21 protein-coding genes are annotated in these 21,212 nt (G+C 62.7%); 11 read left to right on the top strand and 10 right to left on the bottom strand.

Translation table 11 applies throughout. The features are described 5' to 3' along the window. The first annotated feature begins 1 nt into the window (after position 1). The 8 genes from OX460_RS17195 to OX460_RS17160 all read left to right on the top strand — a co-directional run bounded on the left by OX460_RS17195 (position 2) and on the right by OX460_RS17160 (position 9,929). Positions 2 to 931, top strand: coding sequence for an LLM class oxidoreductase (locus OX460_RS17195; RefSeq protein ID WP_289899395.1), 930 nt, complete (start codon positions 2 to 4; stop codon positions 929 to 931). Positions 932 to 1,033: 102 nt separating this feature from the next. Further along, positions 1,034 to 2,242, top strand: a complete 1,209-nt coding sequence (locus tag OX460_RS17190) for an FAD-dependent monooxygenase (protein WP_289899394.1) — start codon at positions 1,034 to 1,036, stop codon at positions 2,240 to 2,242. A 159-nt stretch (positions 2,243 to 2,401) separates the two neighbouring features. Further along, complete coding sequence (locus OX460_RS17185; RefSeq protein WP_289899393.1) at positions 2,402 to 3,118, top strand: DsbC family protein; 717 nt, start codon at positions 2,402 to 2,404, stop codon at positions 3,116 to 3,118. 132 nt (positions 3,119 to 3,250) lie between these two features. After that, a complete protein-coding gene (locus tag OX460_RS17180; RefSeq protein WP_289899392.1) occupies positions 3,251 to 3,709 on the top strand; it encodes a (2Fe-2S)-binding protein in 459 nt (152 codons plus the stop codon). A 10-nt stretch (positions 3,710 to 3,719) separates the two neighbouring features. After that, a complete protein-coding gene (locus OX460_RS17175; protein WP_289899391.1) occupies positions 3,720 to 5,984 on the top strand; it encodes a xanthine dehydrogenase family protein molybdopterin-binding subunit in 2,265 nt (754 codons plus the stop codon). Positions 5,985 to 5,997: 13 nt separating this feature from the next. Then, positions 5,998 to 6,606: a nucleotidyltransferase family protein gene (locus tag OX460_RS17170; protein ID WP_289899390.1), complete on the top strand. Its 609-nt coding sequence runs from the start codon at positions 5,998 to 6,000 to the stop codon at positions 6,604 to 6,606. 27 nt (positions 6,607 to 6,633) lie between these two features. Next, a complete protein-coding gene (locus OX460_RS17165) occupies positions 6,634 to 8,544 on the top strand; it encodes a M61 family metallopeptidase (RefSeq protein ID WP_289899389.1) in 1,911 nt (636 codons plus the stop codon). 215 nt (positions 8,545 to 8,759) lie between these two features. Next, positions 8,760 to 9,929: a GGDEF domain-containing protein gene (locus tag OX460_RS17160; protein WP_289899388.1), complete on the top strand. Its 1,170-nt coding sequence runs from the start codon at positions 8,760 to 8,762 to the stop codon at positions 9,927 to 9,929. Here OX460_RS17160 and OX460_RS17155 read toward each other — a convergent pair. The 7 genes from OX460_RS17155 to rpe form a co-directional block, all read right to left on the bottom strand. Further along, a complete protein-coding gene (locus tag OX460_RS17155; RefSeq protein WP_289899387.1) occupies positions 9,880 to 10,344 on the bottom strand; it encodes a hypothetical protein in 465 nt (154 codons plus the stop codon). The two genes, OX460_RS17160 and OX460_RS17155, sit on opposite strands and share 50 nt — an antisense overlap. A 19-nt stretch (positions 10,345 to 10,363) precedes the next feature. Then, entirely contained in the window at positions 10,364 to 11,164 is an 801-nt protein-coding gene (gene trpC, locus OX460_RS17150; RefSeq protein ID WP_289899386.1) for an indole-3-glycerol phosphate synthase TrpC, read from the bottom strand. Between the two features lie 33 nt (positions 11,165 to 11,197). Further along, positions 11,198 to 12,241, bottom strand: coding sequence for an anthranilate phosphoribosyltransferase (gene trpD / locus OX460_RS17145; RefSeq protein ID WP_289899385.1), 1,044 nt, complete (start codon positions 12,239 to 12,241; stop codon positions 11,198 to 11,200). Positions 12,242 to 12,306: 65 nt separating this feature from the next. Further along, on the bottom strand, positions 12,307 to 12,870 hold the full coding sequence (locus tag OX460_RS17140; protein WP_077399324.1) for an aminodeoxychorismate/anthranilate synthase component II: 564 nt from the start codon (positions 12,868 to 12,870) through the stop codon (positions 12,307 to 12,309). Between the two features lies 1 nt (position 12,871). Further along, positions 12,872 to 14,368 carry an anthranilate synthase component I gene (trpE, locus tag OX460_RS17135; protein ID WP_289899384.1) on the bottom strand — a complete coding sequence of 499 codons (1,497 nt, stop codon included), beginning with the start codon at positions 14,366 to 14,368 and terminating at the stop codon, positions 12,872 to 12,874. Positions 14,369 to 14,637: 269 nt separating this feature from the next. Continuing rightward, positions 14,638 to 15,342 carry a phosphoglycolate phosphatase gene (locus OX460_RS17130; protein ID WP_289899383.1) on the bottom strand — a complete coding sequence of 235 codons (705 nt, stop codon included), beginning with the start codon at positions 15,340 to 15,342 and terminating at the stop codon, positions 14,638 to 14,640. Next, positions 15,342 to 16,016, bottom strand: coding sequence for a ribulose-phosphate 3-epimerase (rpe, locus tag OX460_RS17125; RefSeq protein ID WP_077399332.1), 675 nt, complete (start codon positions 16,014 to 16,016; stop codon positions 15,342 to 15,344). The genes OX460_RS17130 and rpe overlap by 1 nt, the downstream gene beginning before the upstream one ends. A gap of 165 nt (positions 16,017 to 16,181) precedes the next feature. On the opposite strand from rpe, the gene apaG reads away from it, so the two are divergent. Then, positions 16,182 to 16,556, top strand: a complete 375-nt coding sequence (gene apaG, locus OX460_RS17120) for a Co2+/Mg2+ efflux protein ApaG (RefSeq protein ID WP_034785627.1) — start codon at positions 16,182 to 16,184, stop codon at positions 16,554 to 16,556. Positions 16,557 to 16,579: 23 nt separating this feature from the next. Here the strand turns inward: apaG and OX460_RS17115 are convergent, their stop codons facing one another. Further along, entirely contained in the window at positions 16,580 to 16,714 is a 135-nt protein-coding gene (locus OX460_RS17115) for a hypothetical protein (RefSeq protein ID WP_257218751.1), read from the bottom strand. Positions 16,715 to 16,820: 106 nt separating this feature from the next. Between OX460_RS17115 and OX460_RS17110 the strand changes: the two genes are divergently transcribed. Then, a complete protein-coding gene (locus tag OX460_RS17110) occupies positions 16,821 to 18,005 on the top strand; it encodes a murein transglycosylase A (protein WP_306558300.1) in 1,185 nt (394 codons plus the stop codon). A 40-nt stretch (positions 18,006 to 18,045) separates the two neighbouring features. On the opposite strand, the gene OX460_RS17105 is transcribed toward OX460_RS17110, so the two are convergent. Together OX460_RS17105 and OX460_RS17100 are read right to left on the bottom strand one after the other, a co-directional pair. Next, positions 18,046 to 18,483 (bottom strand): universal stress protein, encoded by a 438-nt coding sequence (locus OX460_RS17105; RefSeq protein WP_289899382.1) that lies wholly within the window; start codon positions 18,481 to 18,483, stop codon positions 18,046 to 18,048. Positions 18,484 to 18,620: 137 nt separating this feature from the next. Then, positions 18,621 to 19,940 (bottom strand): MFS transporter, encoded by a 1,320-nt coding sequence (locus tag OX460_RS17100; protein WP_289899381.1) that lies wholly within the window; start codon positions 19,938 to 19,940, stop codon positions 18,621 to 18,623. Between the two features lie 63 nt (positions 19,941 to 20,003). Between OX460_RS17100 and OX460_RS17095 the strand changes: the two genes are divergently transcribed. Continuing rightward, positions 20,004 to 20,780, top strand: coding sequence for an enoyl-CoA hydratase (locus OX460_RS17095; protein ID WP_251349235.1), 777 nt, complete (start codon positions 20,004 to 20,006; stop codon positions 20,778 to 20,780). Positions 20,781 to 21,212 lie beyond the last annotated feature (432 nt).

Here is a 21,212-nt window from a genome sequence, read left to right as displayed (position 1 = left end):
TATGGGCGCCATGACGAAGCTCGGGCAGGGCGGTTTCAGTATCGGGCTGGAACTGCCGCTCGATAATGACTGGTCGTCCACGGGGCGCCAGGCGAATGCGGCGTCCGGCCGCGTGCCGGGCGAACCGGACCTGCAACAGCATGCGGCGCTGGCAAAACTGGCCGACCGCCTCGGTTTCAGGGCCCTGTGGCTGCGCGACGTGCCTTTGTATGACCCGTCGTTCGGCGACGCGGCCCAGGTCTTCGAGGTATTTACCTATCTTGGCTACCTGGCCGGCATCACGGAGAACATCTTGCTGGGCACGGCCGCCGTGGTGCTGCCCCTGCGCGAGCCTGTATTGACGTTAAAAGCGGCGGCCAGCGTCGACCAGTTGAGCGGCGGGCGTTTGCTATTGGGCGTGGCCAGCGGCGACCGTCCTGTCGAATATCCCGTCTTCGGCCGCGACTTTGAGCAGCGCGGCGCAGCGTTCCGCGAACAGGTAGCCATGCTGCGCGACTGGGGCGAGACGCATCTGCCGCCCGGCATCCGCCTGCTGCCCAAGCCGTCCGCGCCCTTGCCGCTGCTGGTGGCGGGGCTGGCGCAGCAGTCGCCCGCCTGGATAGGCGAGAAAATGGATGGCTGGCTCGCCTATCCGGGCACGCCGGACGACCATGCGCGGCGCTCGGCGCAATGGCACGCCGTCGCCGGGGAAGATAAACCCTACGTCAGCTTCATTCACCTGGACCTGGACGAAGACCCGAACTTGCCGCTGCAGCGCTTTCGTTTTGGTGCCCGCACGGGGCGCGATGGCCTGATCGCCGAGTTGACGGCCATGCGCGACGCCGGCGTGCGGCACATCGGCTTGCAGCTGCGGCAGAACCGCCGCCCGCTGGCCGAGACGATGCAGGAGATCGCGGACCACGTGCTGCCCGTCTTTCATGGCATCGCTTGATCTGGGACACGCGTCCTGTACTTCCGGACTATCTGAAAAGGGTGGGGCAAACGCTATAATGGCCGCATGAACAGTCCCACTCCCCCTACCATGCGGCGCTTCATGCATAGCCACAGCGACGTTTGCATCGTCGGCAATGGCGCCATCGCGAAAACCACGGCGCTGGCGTTTGCCCAGGCAGGACAAAGCGTCACCCTGTTATCCCCGGTGAGCCCTCCTGCGCCCACATCCCCTTCGGCCGCCAAGCCGGTCGAAGCCAGCTGGGATGTGCGCGTGTATGCGCTCAATCACACGGCGCACCAGCTGCTGTCGTCGCTGAAGGTATGGGGCGCCCTGGAGGCCGACCTGGTGGCGCCCGTCGACGCCATGCTGGTCAACGGCGACGGCGCGCAGGCGGGCGGACTCGGTTTCGACGCGTATGGCGCCCATGTGGGCACGCTGGCGTGGATCATCGAAGACCGCAACCTGGGCCAGGCGCTGGACGCCGCCTTGAAATTTGCGCCGAACGTCAACGTGGTGCAGGGCCGCGCCAGCCGCCTGGAATGGACGAATGACTCGGCCGTCGTGCACCTCGATGGCGGCGACACCATCACCTGCGCGCTGGTGGTGGGCGCGGACGGCGCCCAGTCGTGGGTGCGGGGCCAGTGCGATATCGGCCTCGATTACCGCTCCTACGGCCAGCGCGGCGTGGTCAGCAACTTCGCCTGCGAAAAGCCGCACCATGGCGCGGCCCACCAGTGGTTCACGGGCAGCGAAGGCATCGTCGCGCTGCTGCCGCTGCCGGGCGACCGCGTCTCGCTGGTCTGGTCGGCGCCCGATGCGCTGGCCGACACCTTGATGGCCGAATCGGCCGATGCCCTGGCCGCGCGGCTGGCCGCCTACTGCCACGACAAATTGGGCAAGCTGACGCCGTTGCAGCCAGAACTGGTGCGCGCCTTCCCATTGACCCTGATGCGCCCGCACGCCATGGTGGCGCCGCGCGTGGCCCTGGTGGGCGACGCCGCCCACGTGGTGCACCCGATGGCCGGCCACGGCATGAACCTGGGTTTTGCCGACGTGGCGCAGCTGGTCAAGACGATCGCCGAACGCGAAGCGCACCGCGGCATCGGCGACGAGCGCGTGCTGGCCCGCTATGCGCGCGCGCGCAAGGAAGACGTGCTGCTGATGCAGCTGGCCACCGATGGCCTGGCGCGATTATTTGGCGCCGACCTGGAGCCGTTGCGCGTGGTTCGCAATTTGGGATTAAACTTGCTGGATAAATTACCGGCCCTGAAGCGGAAAATGATTGCGCACGCATTGGGACATCAGTAAATATCAGCGAATCTTAAGATATCGCCGGATAATGGCAGCAGTGAAAATTCAAGGTCGCCGCAGCTGGTCTGCGGCGATCGTTTTGTCAAAGAGATAACGATGCCGGGCCAGAGGCGAGTCCCGCCAGGCGTTTCAAGTGGAGAAGTGATAGTGATAAAAATGAGCAGAATCGCATTGGTACTGGCCTCGGGCCTGATGATGTCGTGCGCCGGCGCGGAAACGCCAACGGAAGCGGGCATCAAGAAGCTGATCGAGCCGCGTCTGGGCGAAGGCGCCAAGGTCGATTCGGTCAAGGAAACGCCGTACGGCGGCCTGTATGAAGTGCGCACGGGCGGCGACATCCTGTACACGGACAAGGCCGCGCAATACCTGTTCGTCGGCCACGTCTTCGACGCCAAGACGTCGCAAGACCTGACCAAGGTGCGCCTGGACGAAGTCAATCGCATCAAATTCTCCGACTTGCCGCTCGATTCCGCCATGAAGACCGTCAAGGGCAATGGCAAGCGCGTGATCGCCGTGTTCGAAGATCCGAACTGCGGCTATTGCAAGCGCTTCCGCCAGAACGCGCTGAAGGAAATCGACAACGTCACCGTCTACACCTTCATGTACAACATCCTGTCGCCGGACTCCATCGTCAAGTCGCGCAATGTCTGGTGTGCGCCGGACCGCAACAAGGCCTGGGATGACTGGATGTTGAACGGCAAGGCGCCAGCCACGGTGGCCGCCACCTGCGCCAATCCGCATGAAAAAATCCTGGCCCTGGGCCAGCAATTGCGCGTGTCGGGCACGCCTGCCATCTTCTTTGCCGACGGCAGCCGCATTCCGGGCGCAGTCGATGCGAAAACGCTGGAACAGAAATTCTCGACCATTAAGTAATCCGGGCTGTCGCCAGGAAGGCTGGACGGCGCGCCCTCGCAAGGCGCGCTTTTTTTTGCACTTTTTTCCGCTGTCGTATCATTAAGTGTTGTTTGTAGACGCCATAACAATTCAAAAAAGGAGAAGCAGCAGATGATTACCCTGAATATCAACGGACGCGACACGCAGGTCGATGCCGATCCTTCCACGCCCATCCTGTGGGCGCTGCGCGATAACCTGAACATGACGGGCACCAAGTTCGGCTGCGGCATGGCGCTGTGCGGCGCCTGCACGGTGCACCTCGACGGCCAGGCCATCCGTTCGTGCATCACGCCGATTTCCTCCGTCGGCACGCAAAAGATCACCACCATCGAAGCGATGGAAAACGACCAGGTGGGCAAAGCCGTGCAGGCGGCGTGGGTGCGGCACGACGTGCCGCAATGCGGCTACTGTCAAAGCGGCCAGGTGATGAGTGCCACGGCGCTGCTGCGCACCAACAAGGCGCCCAGCGATGCCGACATCGACGGCGCCATGAGCGGCAATATCTGCCGCTGCGGCACCTATCAACGGATCCGCGCGGCCATCAAGGACGCGGCCAAGACCCTGGCCTGAGGAGAGCGACATGCGTATCGAATGGTTGAATCAGGAAGCATTGCAGCATGGCGGGGTGACCCTGGGCGCGGCGCTGGCATCGGCTTCGCCGGGCGTGGCGGATGGCGTGTCGCGGCGCGGTTTCATGAAGGCGGGCGCGGTGGCCGGCGGCGGCTTGATGCTGGGCTTTTTCCTGCCGGGTGCAGGCAAGCTGGCGCAGGCGGCCGATGCCGCACCCGCCAAGCCCGTGTATGCACCGAACGCTTTCCTGCACATCGCCCCCGATAACACGGTGACGGTGCAGGTGAACCGGCTGGAATTCGGCCAGGGCGTGCAAACGAGCTTGCCCATGCTGATCGCCGAGGAACTCGACGCCGACTGGAGCCTGGTGCACGGCGCGCTGGCGCCTGCCGGCGAGCAGTACAAGGATGCCGCCTACGGCATGCAGATGACGGGCGGTTCGGGCAGCATCGCCCATTCGTTTACGCAGTACCGCGAAATCGGCGCCAAGGCGCGCGCCATGCTGGTGGGCGCCGCCGCCGCGCAATGGAAAGTCAGCCCCGACCAGGTGCGCGCCGCCAAGGGCGTGCTGTATGGCCCCGGCGGACAAAAGGCCACGTTTGGCGAATTTGCCGACGCGGCCATGCGCCAGCCAGTGCCCGCCACCGTCAAGCTGAAGGACCCGCGCGACTTTGCCATCATCGGCAAACCCGTGAAACGCCTGGATGCGGCCGCCAAATCCACGGGCAAGCAGCAGTTCGGCATCGACTTCAAGCCGCCTGGCGCGAAAGTGGCCATGGTGGCGCGCCCGCCCGTGTTTGGCGCGAAAGTGGCGAAATTCGACGCCAGCAAGGCGAAAGCCATCAAGGGCGTGCTGGACGTGCTGGAAGTCAAAACCGACCGTGGCGGCAGCGGCGTGGCCGTCATCGCCGAAGGCTACTGGCCGGCCAAACAGGGGCGCGACGCGCTGGTGATCGAATGGGACACGAGCGCCGTGGAAAAGGTCAGCAGCGACAAGCAGCTGGCCGCCTTCAAGGCCCTGGCGAAAACGCCGGGCACGGTCGCCAGACCTGCCGACATGGCCAAGCTGGCCTCGGCGCCGAAAAAGATCGAAGCCGTGTATGAATTCCCCTACCTGGCGCACGCGCCGATGGAGCCGCTCAATTGCGTCGTCGACCTGCAGGCCGACAAATGCACGATGTGGGTGGGTTCGCAATTCCAGACGGGCGACCAGGCGGCCATCGCGGCGACCTCCGGCCTGAAACCGGAGCAGGTCACCCTGCACACGATGATGGCCGGCGGCGGCTTTGGCCGGCGCGCCGTGCCCTCGTCCGACTACGTGGTCGAAGCCGTTAACGTCGCCAAGGCATACCGGGCGGCGGGCAAGGGCGGCCCGTTAAAGCTGATGTGGAGCCGCGAGGATGACATCAAGGGCGGCTACTACCGGCCGTCGCATGTGCACCGCGCGCAGATCGGCCTCGACGCCAAAGGGAAAATCCTCGCCTGGGACCATACCATCGTTGGCCAGTCCATCATGGCCGGCACGCCGTTCGAAGCCTTCATGGTGAAAAATGGCGTCGACGGCACCATGGTCGAAGGCATGGGCGAGCCCTACACCCTGCCGATGAAGCTGTCCGTGCACACGGCCAAGGCGAACGTGCCCGTGCTGTGGTGGCGCTCCGTCGGCTCGACGCACACGGCCTTCGTCATGGAAACCCTGATCGACGAGGCGGCGCACGTGGCGAAGATGGACCCCGTCGCCTACCGCAAGCAGCTGATCGACGCCAAGCATACGCGCCACATCGCCGCCCTGGACCTGGCCGTGGCCAAGTCCGGCTACGGCAAGAAGAAGCTGCCGAAGGGGCAAGCCTGGGGCGTGGCCATGCACGAATCGTTCAATTCCGTGGTGGCCTATGTGGTGACGGCGTCGGTGGTACAAGGCGCACCCAAGCTGCACCAGGTATGGGCGGGCGTGCATTGCAACCTGGCCGTCAATCCCCTGACGATCGAGGCGCAAGTGCAGGGCGCCGCGCTGATGGCGCTGGGCATGACGATTCCCGGCGCAGCCATCACGCTCAAGGATGGCGTGGTGGAGCAGCAGAACTTTGGCGACTACCCCGTGCCGCGCATGCCCGACATGCCGGTGATCGAGGTGCACCTGGTGCCGTCGGGCGATGCGCCGACGGGCATGGGCGAGCCGGGCGTGCCGCCGCTGGCGCCCGCCTTCGCCAACGCGCTGTTCGCGCTGACGGGCAAGCGCTTGCGCAAGCTGCCTTTTGATTTGGCGGCCGCATGACGGTAGCGGTTTTTTGAGCACGGTCGGCATCTTGCTGGCAGCCGGAAGGGGACGCAGGTTCGACCCTGCCGGCGTGCAGAACAAATTATTGCAGCCATTGGCGGAAGGACCGCACGCGGGTCTGCCGGTGGTGGTGGCGGCAGCGAGGAACATGCTGGCTGCCTTGCCGCGCGTGCTGGCCGTGGTGCGCCCCGACGATGCCGAGGTCGCGCGCCAGCTCGGTGCGCTGGGCTGCGAGGTGCGCGTCTGCCATGATGCCGACACGGGCATGGCCGCCTCGCTCACCTGCGCCATCGGTCACGTGCGCGGTGCGCCGGGCTGGCTGATCGCCCTGGGCGACATGCCTAGTGTGGAAGCGGCTACAATCGCCGCCTTGTCGCACGCCATCGGCGATGGCGCGCGCATCGCCGTGCCCGTGTTCCGGGGACGGCGCGGCAATCCTGTCGCGTTCAGCACCTTTCACTTGCCGCTGCTGCTGGCACTCGATGGCGACCAGGGCGCGCGCAGCATCGTCAACAGCCATGCCGTGTGCGAAGTAGCAGTGGACGACAGCGGCATCTTGCGCGATATTGATACACCTGACGATTTGTCGCCGGCGCCTGGCGCGCCCGGGCGATTGTAGAACATCCATGCCAGACACGAGGAAAACATGAAGAAAGCACCGATTCAAAAAATCACCGCCAAGGCGGGAGCCAAGGCAAGCGGCAAAGCCACAAGCAAAGCCGCGGCAAAAACCGCAGTGAAAACCACACCGGCCGCCGGCATCATCTACAGCATTGCCGCAGCCGACCTGGCCGGTCACATGTTCAAGGTGACGTTGACCGTCAAGTCGCCGGCCGCCATCGGCCAGGTATTTGCTTTGCCGGCCTGGATCCCGGGCAGCTACATGATCCGCGAATTTTCGCGCAATATCGTCAGCATCCGCGCCGAGTCCGAGGGCAAGGCCGTGGCGCTGACCAAGCTGGACAAGCATTCGTGGCAAGCCGCCCCGTGCAAGGGCCCGTTGACCGTCGAATACGACGTGTATGCCTGGGACTTGTCCGTGCGCGCCGCCCACCTGGACCAGAACCACGGCTTCTTCAACGGCACCAGCGTGTTCCTGCGCGTGCTGGGCCAGGAGGCTGAGCCGCATGAAGTGCATATCGTGCAGCCGAAGGATGCGGCCTGCAAGACGTGGAAAGTGGCCACCACCCTGCCGGAATTGAAAGCGAAACGCTATGGCTTCGGCAGCTACCAGGCGGCCAACTACGATGAGCTGATCGACCACCCGGTGGAGATGGGCGACTTCGCGCTGGCCACTTTCACCGCGCATGGCGTGCCGCACGATATCGTCGTCACGGGCAAGGTGCCGAACCTGGACCTGGACCGCCTGTGCCGCGACCTGAAAGCCATCTGCGAAACGCAAATCGCCTTCTTCGAGCCGAAGACAAGGAAAGCGCCGATGGACCGCTATGTGTTCATGACCATGGCCGTCGGCGACGGATACGGCGGTCTGGAACACCGCGCCTCGACGGCGCTGATCTGCGCGCGTGCCGACCTGCCGACGACGGCGTCGACCAGCACGGAAATCGGCGACGGCTACCTGAAATTCCTGGGCCTGTGCAGCCATGAGTACTTCCATACCTGGAACGTCAAGCGCATCAAGCCGGCCGCCTTTGCGCCGTACAACCTGCAGGCGGAAAGCTATTCGCCGCTGCTGTGGCTGTTCGAGGGATTCACCAGCTATTACGACGACCTGATGCTGGTGCGCGCGGGCCTGATCGATGAAGCGGCCTATTTCAAGCTGCTCGGAAAAACCGTCAACAGCGTCTTGCGCGGCAGCGGCCGCACGAAGCAAAGCGTGGCCGATTCCAGCTTCGACGCCTGGGGCAAGTACTACCGCCAGGATGAAAACGCGCCGAACGCCATCGTCAGCTACTACACCAAGGGTTCGCTGATCGCGCTGGCCTTCGATCTGACACTGCGTACGAAGACGAATGGCGAGAAATCGCTGGACGATGTGATGCAGGCCTTGTGGCAGCGCTATGGCCGCGATTTCTACAAGGGCAAGGGAGAAGGCAAAGGCCGCGGCGTGACGCCGGCCGAAGTCGAAGCCCTGTTCGATGAAATTGCCGGCACGCGCCTGAAACCGTTCTTCGAGCGCTACATCCGCGGCACGGACGATGTGCCGCTGGCGCGCCTGCTGGCGCCGTTCGGCGTGAAATACAGCGACGCGCGCAAGGCGGAAAAGGCAAGCCTGGACGTCAACCTGGGCCGCGACGGCAACGATGCCAAGCTGGCGCAGGTGCACCAGGGCGGCGCCGCCCACCTGGCAGGCCTGTCGGCGGGCGACGTGCTGGTGGCCATTGATGGCTTGCGCGTGACGGGTCACCCGGCCAACCTGGACACCTTGCTGGGCCGCTACGCCGTCGGCGCCAAGGTGGCCATCCACGCCTTCCGCCGCGACGAGTTGATGACGTTTGCAGCCGTGCTGCAGGGCGACCGCGTGCCCGGCGTCAGTCTGGCGCTGCTGCCGGCGCCGAAGAAAGCCACGGGGCCGAAGCGTCCTAGCGCGGCATGATGCTCATGCGGTAAGACAGAAAACCGGCCGTCACTGGCCGGTTTTCTATTTCAAACAGCAATTTCCCAAATGCAACTTATCCGCCGAAACTGGCGGCTTGCCATCATATTTACTGCAAATGAACTAATTTTTCTTTAACTAAACTAAAATTGCCGAACCGCTTCTTTTAGATCGCGCCCAACGTGCAAACCCTCGATCCCCGAACGATTATGCTGATGACGACCCTGATGTGCGGGGCGATGAGCATCGTCATGTTCTCGGTGTATCGCAGTTTCCGGCGCGAGGTGCATGGCCTGGGGCATTGGGCGGCCGGCTTGCTGTTGCTGGTGTGCGCGTCCCTGCTGTTCGGCACCCGTGAAGTGCTGCCGCCGGCATTGTCCATGATCGCGGCCAATGCGGCGCTGGTGGCCGGCATCGGCCTGTCGATGCTGGGCACGGAAAAATTCTTTGGCCTGGCGCCCAGCCGCCGCGCCTATCTGCTGATACTTGCCCTGGCCATCGCCGGCAATAGCTGGTGGTTGCTGGTACACCCCGATTTCTCGGCGCGCGTGGCGGTCTTTTCCCTGCTGGTATTCCTGTTTTATGCGCGCCAGGTGCAACTGGTGTGGCGGCACGGCGAGCGCCATTTCTCGAGTTTTTTCTTTGCCGCGCTGATGCTGATGCAAGCCGTCGTGGTGCTGGCGCGCGGCGTGTCTGCCTTGCTGCATGGCGGCGCCAGCGTGAACCTGACGGTGGCCGGCACGCCGGCGGGCATCTATCTGGCGGTTGCCAATTTCATGGCGCTGCTGCTGACGGTGGGCTTCATGACGGTGGCGACGCGCCGCCTGCAGCAGATACTGGAGCGCCGCTCGACCCACGATCCGCTGACCCAGGTGCTGAACCGGCGCGGCTTTGGCGACGCCTATGCGCGCGAGATAGACAATCTGCGCCGCCGCCGTTTGCCGTTGACATTGCTCAGCATCGACCTCGATTACTTCAAATCGATCAATGACCGCCACGGTCACGCGGTGGGTGACCTGGTGCTGGCGCATGTGGCCACCGTTATCAAGGGCGCCCTGCGCGAATCGGATTGCGTGGCGCGTTTCGGCGGCGAGGAGTTCGTCGTGCTGATGCCGGACATGCCGGCGCATGATGCGTTGGGTGTGGCCGAACGCATCCGCGCCTTGCTGCGCGAGCCCAGTCATGCGGAGCTGCCACCGTGTACGGTCAGCATTGGCGTCGCTTGCCAGGCGTCGGTGGTGGAAGGGCTGGAACAGCTGTTGTCGCGCGCCGATGCGGCCCTGTACCTGGCCAAGGAGCGGGGACGCGACCGCATCGAACTCGATACCGCCGCGTTTACTGAGGACCGGACAAGGTCCGCAGCTGAAATTGGTACTGGTCGTTGAACAGGAAGGTTTCGGAGAAATCGAAGGTCCGGGCGTGGCGGTGCATCAGGTGTGCCGCTGGCGGAAAGAGGGTGGGCACGCGCCGCACGGCGGCCAGCGCCGCGGCCGATGCTTCGCTGTCGCGCGAACGGTGCACATGCACGCTTTTCAGCTCGCCGTCCGGGCCCACGCTCAGGTCGAGCACGACGATGGCCGGCAGCATGGGCGGCAGGCGCCCGCTGAACGTGTAGGCGGTGTTGGCGGCCATGATCTGCTGCGCCACCAGCGACTTGTAGGCGTCGATGCTGGCCGCGAGCTGTATCGCGGCCGGCGTGCGAGGGGGCGTGGACGTGGGCGTACTCACCGCCGGCGGGGCCGCGGTCTGGCAGGCCGATAGCAGGCTGGCGGCGGCAAGGACGATAATTCCGTATCTCATGCTACCAGCCTACCATGGTTTAACTGAACAGGCGTTCCAGCTCCACGCCGGGGTCGGGCGCGCGCATGAACGCTTCGCCCACGAGGAAGCTATGGATGTGCGCATCACGCATGCGTTGCACGTCGGCCGTGCCGTGGATGCCCGATTCCGTGATGATCAATTTGTCTTGCGGGATGCGCGGTAACAGCTTGATGGTCGTGTCGAGCGACGTTTCGAAGGTGCGCAGGTTGCGGTTGTTGATGCCGATCAATGCGCTCTTGAGTTTCAGGGCCGCCGTCAGTTCGTCGCCGTCGTGGCTTTCGATCAGCACGCCCATGCCCAGTTCGTGGGCGCACGCTTCCATCTCTGCCATCAGGCCATGGTCGAGCGCCGCGACGATCAACAGGATGCAGTCGGCGCCCATGGCGCGCGCTTCATAGAGCTGGTACATGTCGACCATGAAATCCTTGCGCAGCACGGGGATGGCGCAGGCGGCGCGCGCCTGCTGCAGGTACTCCACGGATCCCTGGAAGAACTGTTCATCCGTCAGCACGGACAGGCAGGCCGCGCCATGCGCGGCATAGCTGGCGGCGATATCAGACGGGCGGAAGTCGGCGCGAATGACCCCTTTCGACGGCGACGCTTTTTTTACTTCGGCGATGATGCCGGGCTTGCCGGCGGCGATGTGCTGGCGCAGGCTCGCTTCGAAGCCGCGCAGGCCGGCGCGCAGGGCGCTGTCGCTTTCCACGTCGCCGCGCAGGCTGGCCAGGCTGCGGCGGGCCTTGGCCCTGGCTACTTCATCGGCTTTCACGGCCAGGATTTTATCGAGTATGTCGGACATGATGGTCGCTATTCTATAAAGGAGGGCGGCAGCTTACGCTTGCGCCGGGGTGCCCAGCTGTTGCGTGACCTGCACGAATTGAGCGAGTTTCGCCAGGGCCGCGCCCGAACTGACGGCGGTGCGCGCGCGCGCCAGGCCGTCTTCGATCGAACTGGCCACGCCGGCCGCGTACAGCGCCGTGCCCGCGTTCAGGGCCACGATGTCGGCGGCCGCACCGGGCTCGCCGCGCAGCGCTTCCATCATCTTGGCTTTCGATTCCACGGAATCGGCCACCTTCAGGTTGCGGCTGGCGATCATCGACATGCCGAAGTCTTCGGGATGGATTTCATATTCACGGATTTCGCCGTTGACCAGTTCACCGACCATGGTGGCCGCGCCCAGCGACACTTCATCCATGTTGTCGCGGCCATACACGACGATGGCGTGCTGCGCGCCCAGGCGCTGCAGCACGCGCACCTGGATGCCGACCAGGTCGGCGTGGAACACGCCCATCAAAATGTTCGGCGCGCCGGCGGGATTGGTCAAGGGGCCCAGGATATTGAAAATGGTGCGCACGCCCAGTTCCTTGCGCACGGGCGCCGCATGTTTCATGGCCGCGTGGTGGTTGGGCGCATACATGAAGCCGATGCCCGTTTGCGCGATCGACTGGGCGATCTGCTCGGGCTGCAGGTTGATGTTGACGCCCAGCGAGTCCAGCACGTCGGCGCTGCCGGACGAGGAAGAGACGCTGCGCCCGCCATGCTTGGCCACGCGCGCGCCGGCTGCCGCCGCCACGAACATCGAGGCGGTGGAAATATTGAACGTGTGCGCGCCGTCACCGCCCGTGCCGACGATGTCGAGCAGGTTGGTGGTGTCGGCCATGGGCACCTTGGTGGAAAATTCGCGCATCACTTGCGCGGCCGCGGCGATTTCGCCGATGGTTTCCTTTTTCACGCGCAAGCCCATGGTGAGGGCGGCGATCATGGTGGGCGACATTTCGCCGGACATGATCTGGCGGAACAGGTACAGCATTTCGTCGTGAAAGATTTCGCGGTGTTCGATGCAGCGCAGCAGGGCTTCTTGTGGTGTGATCGGCATGATGCTTCCTTCTTCAATGATGGCGCAGGAGGACACTGATGGCACGCCGTGGCGTGCGCGGAAAATCAGCGCTCGAGAAAGTTCTTCAGCAGGGCGTGGCCGTGCTCCGAGAGGATCGATTCGGGGTGGAACTGCACGCCCTCGATATCGTATTCCCGGTGGCGCACGCCCATGATTTCGCCGTCGTCCGTCCACGCCGTCACTTCCAGGCAGGAAGGCAGCGAGGCGCGTTCGATCGCCAAAGAGTGGTAGCGGATCACTGTGAAGGGGCTGGGCAAGTCTTTGAAAACGCCCACGCCCGTATGCGCGATAAAGGAAGTCTTGCCATGCATGACTTGCTTGGCGCGGATGACGTTGCCGCCAAACGCTTCGCCGATGGCCTGGTGGCCCAGGCACACGCCCAGTATCGGTTTCTTGCCGGCGAAGTGCTTGAGCACTTCCACGGAAATGCCCGCCTGTGCCGGCGCTTTCGGACCGGGCGAGATGCAGATGCGGTCCGGGTTCAGCGCCTCGATCTGTGCGATCGTGATTTCATCGTTGCGGTAGACCCGCACGTCTTCGCCCAACTCGCCGAAATACTGCACGATGTTGTAGGTGAAGGAGTCGTAGTTGTCGATCATCAGCAGCATCTTAAAACCCTCCATCCAGGCCATCTTGCACTTGTTCGGCGGCGCGCAGTACGGCACGCGCCTTGTTTTCCGTTTCCTGCCATTCCATTTCGGGGATGGAGTCGGCCACGATGCCGGCCGCGGCCTGCACGTACAGCATGCCGTCCTTGACCACGCCCGTGCGGATGGCGATCGCCACATCCATTTCGCCGCCAAACGACAGGTAGCCGCAGGCGCCGCCGTAGATGCCGCGCTTGGTGATTTCCAGTTCGTCGATCACTTCCATGGCGCGCACTTTCGGCGCGCCCGTCAGGGTGCCGGCGGGGAAGGTCGCGCGCAGCACGTCCAGGTTCGACAGGCCGTCTTTCAGCTTGCCTTCCACGTTCGAGACGATGTGCTGCACGTGCGAGTATTTTTCGATGACCATGCGGTCGGTGACTTGCACGCTGCCCGTTTCGGCGATGCGGCCGATATCGTTGCGCGCCAGGTCGATCAGCATCACGTGCTCGGCGATCTCTTTCGGGTCGGCCAGCAGCTCGGCCGACAATTCGGCGTCGCGCTCTGGCGTGGCGCCGCGCGGACGGGTGCCGGCGATGGGGCGCAGGGTGACTTTCTTGCCGCCGTCCGCCGTCTTCTCGTTGCGCACCAGAATTTCCGGCGAGGCGCCGATAATCTGCATGTCACCGAAATTATAGAAGTACATATACGGCGACGGGTTGAGCGAACGCAAGGCGCGGTACAGAGTCAGAGGCGAATCGACATAAGGTTTGCGGATGCGCTGGCCGATCTGCACCTGCATCAGGTCGCCCGCCATCACATATTCATGCGCCTTGGCGACGGCCTTCAGGTAGTCTTCCTTGGAAAAGTCGCGGATGGTTTCCGTGCGCACGGAAGCACTGGTGACGGGCGCATCGACGCCGCGGCGCAGCATCATGCGCAAGTCCTTCAGGCGCTGCTGTGCTTTCGAAAACGATTCGGGTTGCGTGGTGTCGGCGTAGACGATCAGGTAGAGCTTGCCGGACAGGTTGTCGATGACGGCCAGTTCTTCCGTCACCATCAGCTGGATGTCGGGCAGCTTCAAGTCATCTTTCGGCGCGCCGCCGGCGAGTTTTTTCTCGATGTGGCGCACGGTGTCGTAGCCGAAGTAGCCGGCCAGGCCGCCGCAGAAGCGCGGCATGCCGGGGCGCAGGGCCACCTTGAAGCGCGACTGGAATTGTTCGATGAAGTCGAGCGGATTGCCTTCGTGTTCTTCGATCACGCTGCCGTTCTTGACGATTTCGGTGCGTTTGCCATAGCTGCGCAACACGGTCGTGGCGGGCAAGCCGATGAAGGAATAGCGGCCGAAGCGTTCGCCGCCGACGACGGATTCGAGCAGGAAGGTGTTCTTGCCGCCTTGTTGGGACTGTGCCAGTTTCAGGTACAGGGTGAGCGGGGTTTCCAGGTCGGCGAACGCTTCCGCGATCAGGGGGATGCGGTTGTAGCCTTGCTGGGCCAGCGATTTGAATTCGAGTTCGGTCATGTTTCTCTCCATGCCGTCAGGGTATGAGTGTGCATAGTGCACAAACCCTGCGGTGGGTTATCAAAAAACTTGCCGGGACACGCAACGTGCGCAATATGCGCAAACGACGTGCGTACAACCGGCAGCAATCGTAACGGCTCGGCCCTTAAGCCTGCCAGGATTGCCAGCGTCGCCAAAGCCAGGCCTCAATCGAGCCGGTTTGGGTGACATTGTGTTTTTTGATGAGAAACGTGTTCACGATATGGTGTTGGGTTTGGTCAGTATGCCGGTTAGTTTTGCATGCCAATAAAACGGGCTGCTTCGAGCAGTGTCTTTACTATACCATCGGAATCGGTATCGTGTATAGAGTGTCCGTGATTGTAGCCATACGGTACCGTCAGTACGGGGCAAGCCGCAGCCCTGGCCGCTTGCGCGTCATTCGAGGAGTCGCCGATGGCCACCACTTTGGATGGCGGCAGGTCGAAGTCCGCGCACACTTGCAGCAGCGGCATGGGGTGCGGTTTTTTCTGCGGCAGCGAATCGCCGCCATAGACGATCTCGAAATACTGGTCCAGGTTTTTCAGTTTCAGCAGGGGCAGGGCGAAGGCGATCGGCTTGTTGGTGACGCAGGCCAGGCGCAGGCCCGCCGCCTGCATCGCCGACAATCCCGCTTCGACCTCCGGATACAGGGTGCTGAACTGGCCGTTGATGGCCAGGTAGTGACGCTGGTAGCCCTCCATCGCCTGCTCGAAACGCTGTTCCACGCCGGCGTCATCGAAGTCGAGCGCCAGCACGGTGCGGATCAGGTTTTCCGAACCCTTGCCCACCATCAACTTAATGGCGTCGGCGCTGATGGGTGCCAGGTCCAGTTCGGCGCGCATGCCATTGATGGCGACATGAAAATCGGGCACGGTGTCGAGCATCGTGCCATCGAGGTCGATGATGGCGGCGCGCACGCCAGCCAGTACGTGGTCTTTCACCGTGCCCGCCTGCATCAGTTGCCTACCGTTTTGGCCAGCTCGGCGCGCATGGCGTCGATGACTGCCTTGTAGTCCGGCTTGCCGAAGATGGCCGAGCCGGCGACAAAGGTGTCGGCGCCGGCGGCGGCAGCGGCGGCGATGTTGTCGATCTTGATGCCGCCATCGACTTCCAGCATGATGTCACGGCCCGATTCGTCGATCATGCGGCGCGCTTCGGCGATTTTCTTCAGCGCTTGCGGAATGAAGGACTGGCCGCCGAAGCCCGGGTTGACGGACATGATCAGGATGATGTCGATCTTGTCCATCACGTGTTCCAGGTAGTGCAGCGGCGTGCCCGGGTTGAATACCAGGCCCGATTTGCAGCCATTGTCGCGGATCAACTGCAAGGAACGGTCGACGTGATCCGACGCTTCCGGGTGAAAGGTGATGATGTTCGCGCCAGCCTTGGCGAAATCCGGGATAATGCGATCGACAGGCTTGACCATCAGATGCACATCGATGGGTACTTGCACGTGCGGGCGGATCGCTTCGCACACCAGCGGGCCGATGGTCAGGTTCGGCACGTAATGGTTATCCATCACGTCGAAGTGGATGATGTCGGCGCCGGCGGTAACGACGTTGCGCACTTCCTCGCCCAGGCGGGCAAAGTCGGCGGACAGGATGCTGGGAGCGATACGGAATGTTGTCATGGTGAAGTAGCCAAAGGATAGAAAATGCGATTTGCGCTATTTTACGCCTGACGCCGTTACCATGCCTCATTGAAGTACGGTGAAACACAGAATACGCATCGCGCGATGGCCAATGCGTCGCGCGCGACACACAATATGACTGGCAATGTCTGAAGAGGAATGACGATGGCGACTTATGAATTTACGGTAACGGTCAAAACGCAATATCTGCCCGATCAATCGGCACCGGACCAGGGGCGGCACGTGTTCAGCTACACGATCCGCGTCGTCAACACGGGCACGGCTGGCGCGCAACTGATTTCGCGCCACTGGGTCATCACGGATGCGAACAACAAGGTGGAAGAAGTGCGCGGCCTGGGTGCCGTCGGTCACCAGCCGCTGTTGCAGCCGGGCGAGCAGTTCGAATACACGAGCGGCACCATGCTGGGCACGCCGCAAGGCTCGATGCACGGCGAATACTTCTGCGTGGCCGAAGACGGCCATCAGTTCGAAGCGCCGATTCCCGAGTTCGTGCTGTCGGTGCCGCGCACCCTGCATTAAGGAAACGCCGGGGGCTTGCCCCCTTATTTCAGTTTTTCGGTGGCGTCCTGTTCTTCACTGAGCTGCTTGCGTGCCGGCGGTGCGGGCTTTTTGCCCGAATACATGGTCCACCAGACTATAAATGCCAGCAAGAAGAACGCCACCAGCGCCTCTATCATCAAGATCCACATACGCATCCCTATGTTATTTACCCGCAGCCCATTTACCAGCCGTCTGTTTACACGCGGTAGTCTACCCGTTTCAATCGGCGCCGTCGCGCTTGTCTTGTCCGCCTGCACCACGCCGCCCGTCGCGCCGCCCGCTGCTTCCAGCGGCAAGGCGCCCGCCATTGCGCCGACCGTCGTCAAGCCTGTGCCTGCCAAGCCGGCCGATGCCAAGGATGCCACGGATGTGGCGGCGCCCACCTTCGTGCCCGCCAAGTTTGCCGCCTTGCCAGGCTGGGCCCGCGACGACATGCGCGCCGCCTGGCCCGCCTTCATGGCTTCGTGCGGCGTGCTGGTGAAACGGCCGGACTGGAAGGAATCGTGCACGATTGCGCGCCAGGTCAATGCCGACAGCGACAAGGCCATCCGCCTGTTTTTCGAGACCTTCTTTGTGCCAAATCAAGTCGTCACCGCCGATGGCGCCAATACTGGACTGGTGACCGGTTATTACGAGCCATTGCTGCACGGCGCGCGCAAGCGCGGCGGTCCATACCAGACACCGCTGTACAAGGTGCCTGACGATCTGGTCTCGGTGGACTTGTCCGGCGTGTATCCGGAACTGAAAAACATGCGCTTGCGGGGCAAGCTGGTCGGCAAGAAGGTGATACCGTACGCAACCCGCGCCGACATCGAGCGCGCCACGTCCGTCACGGGCAAGGAATTGCTGTGGGTGGATGACGAAGTCGAGGCGTTCTTCCTGCAAGTGCAGGGTTCCGGGCGCGTGCAGCTGACCGATACGCAGGAAACCGTGCGCGTGGCGTATGCGGATCAAAACGGCCATCCGTATAAATCGATCGGCCGCTACCTGGTCGACAAGGGCGAGCTGACCCTGAGCCAGGCGTCCGCGCAGGGCATCAAGGCGTGGATCGCCGGCCATCCCACGCGCAAGGATGAATTGTTCAACGCCAATCCCAGCTATGTCTTCTTCAAGGAAGAGCGCTTGCCCGATCCGAAAGTGGGGCCGAAGGGCGCGCTGGGCGTGCCGCTGACGCCGCAGCGTTCGGTGGCCATCGATTCGCGCTTCCTGCCGCTGGGCGCGCCCGTGTTCCTGTCCACCACGCAAGCCAATAGCGAGATTCCCATGCAGCGCCTGGTGATGGCGCAGGATACGGGCGGCGCCATTCGCGGGCCGATCCGTGTCGATTATTTCTTTGGCTTTGGCGCGGAAGCGGCCGAGAATGCGGGCCGCATGAAACAGAGCGGCGCCGTGTGGGTGTTGTTGCCGAAGCAGGCGCCGGCGCGCTGAGTTTATCGCGGCGCCGGGCGGGGATTGCGCTAGCGCAAGGTTAGCGCAGGATCATGACGGGTAAATGGGTGTGGGCCAGCACTTTTTGCGTTTCGCTGCCCACGAACAACTTGTTCAAGCCCTTGCGGCCATGCGAGGCCATCAGGATGATGTCGCAATGGTAGGTTTGCGCCGCATTGACGATTTCATCGTGCGGGCTCGGCGATACGGCCACCACGCCTTCGAAAGGCACGCCGGCAGCGCTTGCCGCTGCGCCGATCTTGTCGATGGCGCGTTGCGACGCTTCCTGCATCTGCTGTTCATACAGGCTGGCGTCGAGCACGATGCCGCCGTCGGCCATCGGCGAGAACGGGAAGGGCTGCACCACGCTGATGGCGACCAGCTTGGCCTTGTTCAGTTGGGCGAAGGCGAGGGCGGTCTCGGCGGCTTTGTCGGACAACGGCGAGCCGTCGGTGGGAAATAAGATGGTGTTAAACATGGCGTGCTCCTCAAGTGATGTAAGACAGCTTATGGATTTACATCAATTAAAACCTTGATATAAATCAAACCTCACAGGCTTTGGCGTGAATAGTGTCGCCAAGGCAATCTTTTAGCAGTGTATGCCCGTTCATCGCTTCAGGTGCGCACGCTACGCAGCGGCGTGCCCCACACCATGGCCACCGTCAACAGGATGCTGCCGGCCGCGATGCAAGCGAGACCATTGCGCACGCCAAAGTGTTCCGCGATCCAGCCGGCGGCCAGCGCGCCCAGCGGCGCCGTCGCCACCGTCAGAAAGCGCATGGTCGACGTCATGCGGCCCAGCATGGGGTCGGGCGTCACCTTCTGGCGCAGGCCCAGGTAGGGAATAAAGAACAGCATCACGCCGCAATCGAAAAAGAACATCAATATGGCATACGCCACGGCGCTGGCGGCCGCGCTGCCGAACAGTGCTGCCGGAATCGTTGGCGTCAGGGCAAAGCACACGGAGGTGGATGCCAGGCCGATCAGGATGGTGCGGCCGGCGCCGTAGCGCTTCGTCAATGGCTTGACGATGAAGGCGCTGAGTAGCACGCCGGCGCCGCCCAGCATCTGCGTCATGCCCAGCACGCCAGGACTCATGCCCAGATCGCGCGTGGCGAACAGCACCGTCAAGGCCATGCTGGCGTAAAACAGGAAATGCCAGATGCCGGCGCCCCAGGCCAGCGCGCGCAGCAGCGGTTCGCGCCACACGAACAGCAAGCCGTCGGCGATGTCGCGCAAGGCGTGCTTGTCGGATGGCGCCGGCCGTGGATCGCGCACGCTCATGGCGCGCAAATTGAAGACGGAAATCAGATAGCCGCACGCCGTGCACAGGATGGCGACGGGTGCGGACAGCACTTGCACCAGTACGCCGGCCAGGCCGGGGCCGATCAGGCGCGACGCCGATTCGGTGGCGGCAAATTTCGACTGCGCATCGATCAAGCCATCGCGGCCCACGAGGAAAGTCAGAAACACCTGCTCGGCACCGCCGCCCACGACGAAGCCCGTGCCGATGATGAACCCCACTATATATAACCACGGCATCGACAGCACGCCGCACCAATAGGCCACTGCCACGCTGGCCAGGGCCAGGCCGGACATGCTTTCGCTGAACAGCATGATCGGGTGCTTGCTGCGCCGGTCCAGCAGCACGCCGACGGGCAAGCCGAACAGGGCGAACGGCAGCGCCTGCAAGGCAACCAGCACGCCCATCTGTTCCGGCGTCGCATGCAATAACAGTACCGCACACAGGGGCAGGGCCAGCGAGGTGATCTGGGCGCCGAAGCAATTGAGGCCGTTGCTGAACCACAGGCGGCGGAAATTCACGCTGGCGGCGCTGCCGTCGCCGCGCAGGTAATGGGCGCAGTACTGGAAGAGGGAGGAGAAAATATCTTGCTCGATATGAAAATGATCAGGCTCACAATAATAGCAGTGCACCTGCCGCGCCGCTGCCGTTAGCCGCTACAATCGTTGTCACCGTGTTCATCCAGAGGAGACTATATGCAATACGAAGACTTGATCATCGATATCCAGGACAAAGTGGCGCTCATCCGCCTGAATCGCCCGAAGGCCTTGAATGCCTTGAACGACAACATGATGAATGAGCTGGGCGACGCCTTGCTGAAATTCGACGCGGATGACAATATCGGCTGCATCGTGCTCACTGGCAGCGAAAAAGCGTTTGCCGCCGGCGCCGACATCGCCGCCATGGCCGATTACACCTACCCGGACACCTTTACCCAGGGCTACATTAGCCGCAACTGGGAACATATCTTGCGCGTGCGCAAACCTGTGGTGGGCGCGGTGGCTGGCTATGCGCTCGGTGGCGGTTGCGAACTGGCCATGATGTGCGATTTCCTGATCGCCGCCGACAGCGCCAAATTTGGCCAGCCGGAAATCAAGGTCGGCGTCACGCCGGGTGCGGGCGGCACGCAGCGTTTGCCGCGCGCCATCGGCAAGGCCAAGGCCATGGACCTGCTGCTGACGGCGCGCACCATCGACGCAGCGGAAGCGGAGCGCATCGGCCTGGTATCGCGCGTGGTGCCGGCCGATAAGTTGCTGGAGGAAACCCTGGCTGCCGCCAAGACTATCGCCGCCATGCCGACCTCGGTGGCCATGATGATCAAGGATTGCGTCAACCGCGCGTTTGAAACGACCTTGACCGATGGTGTCGCCTACGAGCGCCGTTTATTCCAGGCCGCCTTCGGTACGCCTGCACAAAAAGAAGGCATGCACGCTTTCCTGGAAAAGCGCTTGCCAAACTTCGACGGTCTTTGATATGATTCGCCTCCCCGATGAGACGCACTGGTTTGCGGCACAAAAGGGACAGCCTTCCGAGGCTGGGTAGTAAAAAAGAAGGTTGACGAAATGGCCGAAACGCTTCATACTCTTCCTTCTTCGCAGCTGACAAACACAACGCTTTGTCGATAGCGCGAAAGCAGTACCGAATACAGTTCTTTAACAATTAACAGTCGATAAGTGTGGGCATTTGATGTCAGTGCAGCGTCAATCTTCGGATTGGCGTAATACTTAAAATATATCAAATGTTCACAAGAAATAATGAAATAGGATACTTCTTCGGAAGTAGCCTGTCAGTTTTTTGAGTGAGCGACCCATCAGCAATGATGGTGCCGGTAAAACGGCAAAGTAACAGAGATTAAACTGAAGAGTTTGATCCTGGCTCAGATTGAACGCTGGCGGCATGCCTTA

Origin of the sequence: Janthinobacterium sp. SUN033 (genome assembly GCF_030397595.1) — a bacterium.
GTDB lineage: Bacteria > Pseudomonadota > Gammaproteobacteria > Burkholderiales > Burkholderiaceae_D > Janthinobacterium > Janthinobacterium kumbetense.
Note: the sequence above shows the minus strand (reverse complement) of the source record. Positions and strands in the feature narration are given on the sequence as shown.

What these genes read in the sequence shown, in the direction of transcription:
- OX460_RS17195 (WP_289899395.1), top strand. Translation starts at nt 2, where the DNA reads ATGGGCGCCATGACGAAGCTCGGGCAGGGCGGTTTCAGTATCGGGCTG.
- OX460_RS17190 (WP_289899394.1), top strand. Translation starts at nt 1,034, where the DNA reads ATGCATAGCCACAGCGACGTTTGCATCGTCGGCAATGGCGCCATCGCG.
- OX460_RS17185 (WP_289899393.1), top strand. Translation starts at nt 2,402, where the DNA reads ATGAGCAGAATCGCATTGGTACTGGCCTCGGGCCTGATGATGTCGTGC.
- OX460_RS17180 (WP_289899392.1), top strand. Translation starts at nt 3,251, where the DNA reads ATGATTACCCTGAATATCAACGGACGCGACACGCAGGTCGATGCCGAT.
- OX460_RS17175 (WP_289899391.1), top strand. Translation starts at nt 3,720, where the DNA reads ATGCGTATCGAATGGTTGAATCAGGAAGCATTGCAGCATGGCGGGGTG.
- OX460_RS17165 (WP_289899389.1), top strand. Translation starts at nt 6,634, where the DNA reads ATGAAGAAAGCACCGATTCAAAAAATCACCGCCAAGGCGGGAGCCAAG.
- OX460_RS17160 (WP_289899388.1), top strand. Translation starts at nt 8,760, where the DNA reads ATGACGACCCTGATGTGCGGGGCGATGAGCATCGTCATGTTCTCGGTG.
- OX460_RS17155 (WP_289899387.1), bottom strand. Translation starts at nt 10,344, where the DNA reads ATGAGATACGGAATTATCGTCCTTGCCGCCGCCAGCCTGCTATCGGCC.
- trpC (WP_289899386.1), bottom strand. Translation starts at nt 11,164, where the DNA reads ATGTCCGACATACTCGATAAAATCCTGGCCGTGAAAGCCGATGAAGTA.
- trpD (WP_289899385.1), bottom strand. Translation starts at nt 12,241, where the DNA reads ATGCCGATCACACCACAAGAAGCCCTGCTGCGCTGCATCGAACACCGC.
- OX460_RS17140 (WP_077399324.1), bottom strand. Translation starts at nt 12,870, where the DNA reads ATGCTGCTGATGATCGACAACTACGACTCCTTCACCTACAACATCGTG.
- trpE (WP_289899384.1), bottom strand. Translation starts at nt 14,368, where the DNA reads ATGACCGAACTCGAATTCAAATCGCTGGCCCAGCAAGGCTACAACCGC.
- OX460_RS17130 (WP_289899383.1), bottom strand. Translation starts at nt 15,342, where the DNA reads ATGCAGGCGGGCACGGTGAAAGACCACGTACTGGCTGGCGTGCGCGCC.
- rpe (WP_077399332.1), bottom strand. Translation starts at nt 16,016, where the DNA reads ATGACAACATTCCGTATCGCTCCCAGCATCCTGTCCGCCGACTTTGCC.
- apaG (WP_034785627.1), top strand. Translation starts at nt 16,182, where the DNA reads ATGGCGACTTATGAATTTACGGTAACGGTCAAAACGCAATATCTGCCC.
- OX460_RS17115 (WP_257218751.1), bottom strand. Translation starts at nt 16,714, where the DNA reads ATGATAGAGGCGCTGGTGGCGTTCTTCTTGCTGGCATTTATAGTCTGG.
- OX460_RS17105 (WP_289899382.1), bottom strand. Translation starts at nt 18,483, where the DNA reads ATGTTTAACACCATCTTATTTCCCACCGACGGCTCGCCGTTGTCCGAC.
- OX460_RS17095 (WP_251349235.1), top strand. Translation starts at nt 20,004, where the DNA reads ATGCAATACGAAGACTTGATCATCGATATCCAGGACAAAGTGGCGCTC.